This is a genomic window from Mesorhizobium sp. M1A.F.Ca.IN.020.06.1.1, assembly GCF_004023265.1.
Classification (GTDB): Bacteria; Pseudomonadota; Alphaproteobacteria; order Rhizobiales; family Rhizobiaceae; genus Mesorhizobium.
In genome coordinates, this window is the sequence record NZ_RZSR01000475.1 from 1 (window position 1) to 4,498 (window position 4,498).

Annotated in this window: 3 protein-coding genes; all 3 read right to left on the reverse strand. The window is 63.9% G+C overall.

Features of this window, described 5'->3' with window-relative positions:
- On the reverse strand, positions 1–668 hold a 668-nt coding region (locus tag EOA60_RS20100; RefSeq protein ID WP_164899420.1), incomplete at its 3' end, for a mandelate racemase/muconate lactonizing enzyme family protein.
- A complete protein-coding gene (locus tag EOA60_RS20105; protein WP_095824620.1) occupies positions 668–3,106 on the reverse strand; it encodes an FAD-dependent oxidoreductase in 2,439 nt (812 codons plus the stop codon). The genes EOA60_RS20105 and EOA60_RS20100, both read right to left, overlap by 1 nt.
- Positions 3,107–3,254: 148 nt before the next feature.
- The gene (locus EOA60_RS20110) at positions 3,255–4,253 is read right to left on the reverse strand and encodes a L,D-transpeptidase (protein ID WP_095824619.1); all 999 of its coding nucleotides are present in this window, start codon (positions 4,251–4,253) and stop codon (positions 3,255–3,257) included.
- Between the last annotated feature and the right edge of the window lie 245 nt (positions 4,254–4,498).

Consider the following 4,498-nt stretch of genomic DNA (forward strand, 5'->3'; position numbering starts at 1 on the left):
GTGTTGCATGGCTGCTCGAAGACGAAGGGGATGGCGTGGCAAAGCCGGTCAAGATGGATTGCCGACGCGATTGTCAGGCCCCGGTTGCCGTCGACCGCGATGCGCGCCTTGTAGCCGACAGCTTCCCAGACCTTGTGCACGACGGCCACGTCTTCTTCGAGGTTGCGCCCGCCGATCTTCACTTGGAGGCGCGGATAGCCGGCCTTCACCTTGTCGGCGGCGATCCTCGCCGTTTCGTCCGGCGGACCTACGATCAGCGAATAATAGGCCGGCACGCGATCGGTCAGCGCGCCGCCCAGCAGCGTCGAGACCGGCACGCCGAGCTTTTGGCCGAGCAGGTCGAGAAAGGCCATGTCGAACGCGGCCTTGGCATAGCCATGTCCGTTCAAGCGCTCGTCCATCTGTTTCGCAAGCAGCCTGATCGAAGCGATCTCCGCACCGATCAGTCCCGGGGCGATTTCGGCGATCGCCGCGCGAGCGCCCAGCGCATGGTGCGGCTGATAGACCGGTCCGATCGGGCAGGTCTCGCCCCAACCGGTCAAACCGTCTTCGGTCACGATCTCGACAAGCGTCGAGTCCAGCGACTCCACGTCGTCGCTGGCCATGCGGTAGACGCCGCCTTTGACGGGCAGCTGCGCCGAATAGACGTTGATCCGATCGACGCGCATCACATACGCGCCCTGGCCGAGGTCGGATCGTAAGGCGAGTCCGCGATCACCTCGGCGATCTTCCATTCTCCCAAAATGGCGACCTCGAGCTTGGTGCCGGGCTTGCTCAGACGCTCCGGCAGAAGGGCCAGCGCCACGTCATGGCCGAGCGCATAGCCGTAGCCGCCCGACGTAATGCGCCCGACAAGTTCGCCGTCGCTATAAAGGCCCTCGGAGGCAAGCGTGCTCGCGCCGTCGGTTTCGATCTTGAGCGTCACCGACCGGCGCTGGTCGTTCCTCGCCTTGTATTTCAGCACCGCCTCGCGGCCGACGAAATCGCCCTTGTCGAGGCGGATGAAGCGCTCGAGCCCGCTCTCCAGAGCGTTGAGCTCAGGGTTCATGTCGCGATACATGGCGCGATAAGATTTTTCGAGCCTGAGCGACTCCAGCGCATGCAGCCCGACAAGCCGCATGCCGTGCTTCTCGCCCTCTTTGAGGATGGCATCCAGCAGCTGCCGCTGATAGGACAGCGGGTGATAGAGTTCCCAGCCGAGCTCGCCCTCATAGTTGACGCGCAGCAGCCGCACGTCGCTGGCCAGGGCGACGCTGCCGGTCGCCACGCTGAACCACGGGAACTTTTCGTTCGAAAGATCGATCTCGGTTAGCGGCTGCAGCACTTCGCGTGCCTTGGGCCCGACGACGGTGAAGCAGCCGCGATCGTTGGTGACGTTCTTCAGTGATATGCTGCCGTCGGCGGGCAGCAGCCTTGAGAGATCGTCGAAATTCCAGCGCTCGGCGCGCGGCGTCGAGATGAGGTAGAACAGGTCTTCTCGGAGCCGCGCCACCATGTACTCCGCCTGCACGCCGCCGCCCGCAGTGAGGTGATGCGCCAGCGTCACCTTTCCGACCGCCGGCAAGCGATTGGCGATGATCCTGTCCAGCCAGGCGGCCGCGTTCGGTCCGGACACCTCGAACTTGGTCATGGGCGTCATCTCGACCAGGCCGACGGCAGTGCGCACCGCCTGGACTTCCTCGGCCACGAGGTTCCCCTTCGGCGTCCATCGCCAGCTATACTGGTCCTTGGCTTCGACGCCGTCGCGCGCGAACCAATTGGGCATCTCCCAGCCATTGAGCACGCCCCAGACCGCGCCGAGCTCGGTCAGCCTGTCATAGGAAGGCGCGGTCTTCTGCGGCCGGGCGGCGGGCATGTCCTGTCCCGGATATTTCTGCTCCGCATGTGTGCCCCAGGCCTCCCGGACCTTTTCGCGCGTCCAGGCCTTGTTGGCGTAGTCGCCGAAGCGGCGCGGATCGAGATCCGAGGTGTCGAGGCTGTTGCCGCCTTCGACGATCCGTTCCGACAGGTAATAGCCGATCGTGCCGCCCCACAGGATGCCGCCTGGCACGCCTTCGGCTAGCCAGACATTGGGCAGGCTCCAGGCCGGCCCCATCAAGGGAAGCTCGTCCGCGGTCATCTGGAACGGTCCGCGCACATTGGCCTTGATTCCGACGCGCCCCAGCGCCGGCACCAGCTGCAGAGCCTGCTCCCAGTTCCACGACACCGCCTCGAAATCTTCTTCGACGAGGTCGGCGCCGAACCAGGAAGGGACGCCGTCCTCGGCGAACAGTTTCAGGTTCGCCGTGCGCTCGTAAGGCCCGAACATCAGCCCGTCGCCTTCTTCGCGCAGATAGCCCTCGAACCCTTCGTCGCGCAGGATCGGCATTTCGGGGCGGCCCTGCCTTTTCCGCTCGACGATTTCCGGCACCACTTCGGTGATCCAGTACTGATGCAGGATCGGGATCGCCGGGATATCGAGGCCGAGCAGCGCGCCGGTCTGGCGCGCATAATTGCCGGTCGCGGAGATCACGTGCTCGCAGGTGATGTCGCCCTTGTTAGTCTGGACGAGCCATTCGCCGCCGGGCGTGCGCCTGAAGCCGGTGACCTCGGTGTTCAAGTACACCTTGGCACCCAGATCCCGCGCGCCTTTGGCCATGGCGATGGTCACATCGGCCGGCGCGATATGGCCGTCATCGGGATGATAAAGCGCGCCCAGCATGTGGTCGTTGTCGAGCAGCGGCGCCAGCTGCCTCGCTTCGCCCGGCGTCAGCAACTCAGCGCGCATGCCCTGGACGTCGGCCACGCTCATATAACTCTTGAATTCGTCTAGCCGGCCGCGGCTGTTGGCGATGCGCAGCTGGCCGCATTTGTGCCAGCCGACCGGCTGGCCGGTTTCGGCCTCCAGCCCTTCATAGATCTCGATGGTCTTCTTGATCATGCGGCCGACATTGATGTTGCGGGTATAGGACGGGATCAGGCCCGCCGCATGCCAGGTGGAGCCGGCCGTAAGCTGGGTCCGCTCGAGCAGCGCAACGTCGGTCCAGCCGCGCTTGGCCAGGCCGTAAAGGATGCCGGCGCCGACGCATCCTCCGCCGACGATCACCACTCTCGCATGTGCTTGCATCGAACCACCAATTCCAGATCGTTTTCAAAAGCGCGCCGCCGAAGCTACAGGCGACGGAAGGCCGTGTAACGTTCTGAAAAACTAGGGGTAACGATAAATTAGGCTTATGCAGCGATCCCGCCTTGGCGGCTCGCTCCTCCCGGCGTTTTTACTGCGCCTGCCCGTCCTGCGCCGTCTCGTCCTTGAACTCGACTTTCGTGCCCGGCTTGACCATGGCGGCGAGGTCTTCGGCATCCCAGTTGGTCAGCCGGATGCAGCCATGCGAGTAGGTCGTGCCGATCTTGCCGGGATCCGGCGTGCCGTGGATGCCATAGCTTTCGATCGAGAGATCGATCCAGACCGATCCCACCGGATTGTTCGGTCCCTTGGCGATGGTGAAGGGCCGCTTGCTCTTGACCCCCTTGAAGGCGAATTTCGGATTGTAGTGATAGGTCGGATTGCGCACCACGCGTTTGACCTCCGCGGCGCCGCTCGGCGCCGGCTTTTCCTCGCTGCCGATCGAGGCCGGATAGACCGCAACCGGCTTGCCTGATGGATCGAGCGCGCGGACCTGGCGGGATGCCTTGTCGACCTCGATGGTCTCGATCTCCGCCGGGGCGTCGCCCCGTCCGAGATCGGGCACTACGAGGCTCACATCTGCCTTCCGGAACCCGACGCGCGGGTTTAGCGTCTTCAGCAATTGTTCGCTGATGTGGAAACGCTCGGCCAGCCTCTCCCGCGCATTGCGATAGCCGAGGCGCTTCAGACTAGCCATCCGCTCCAGGCGGGTGGGGATGCGCCTGGTAAAGGGGCCGCGCACGTCCTTGACCGTGACCTCATATGTCACCAGAACCGGCTCGGCGGAGCCCGCCGTCAGCTTGTCCCAGGTCTCGCGTGTGAGCTTGCCGTCGGAAGCCAGTCCGTTGGCCGCCTGGAACGCCGCCACGGCTTTGGCAAAATTGTCGGAGAGGCGACCGTCGATCAGGCCCGGCGAGAAGCGGGCGCGATCGAGAAGGATCTGCGCCTTGAGAAGCATCGGACTGACGTCCTTCGGCTCGCCCTCGCTGAATTGCGCCTGATTGACCGCGTCGAGGTCAAGCCTGGCCGCCTGAGCTCCGCTGCATGCGAGCGCGAACGCCACGGCAGCGACAACGAAGAGCCGGACCATCGACTTCACTCCCGGGTTACGACAGAAACCTGTCTTTATGACGCGGGCGTGCCGATCTGGTTCCTGTCGCAGCGCCGGCGTGCAAATCATTAGAACGTGCACCTTTGGGCGTACGATCTTGAATTTTATGCCGAAACCAGTTCCCAAGAGCGAAAAATGCTGGCATGATCATATAAGGGCCTATGCATTTTCTGATTAGATGGGCCCTTGCCTGGTGACCGGCGGCTCCCCAACGCCCCCCGCCC

Bases quoted from the DNA above. Each gene is read 5' to 3' on its own strand.
- EOA60_RS20105 (WP_095824620.1), bottom strand. From the start codon at position 3,106: ATGCAAGCACATGCGAGAGTGGTGATCGTCGGCGGAGGATGCGTCGGC.
- EOA60_RS20110 (WP_095824619.1), bottom strand. From the start codon at position 4,253: ATGGTCCGGCTCTTCGTTGTCGCTGCCGTGGCGTTCGCGCTCGCATGC.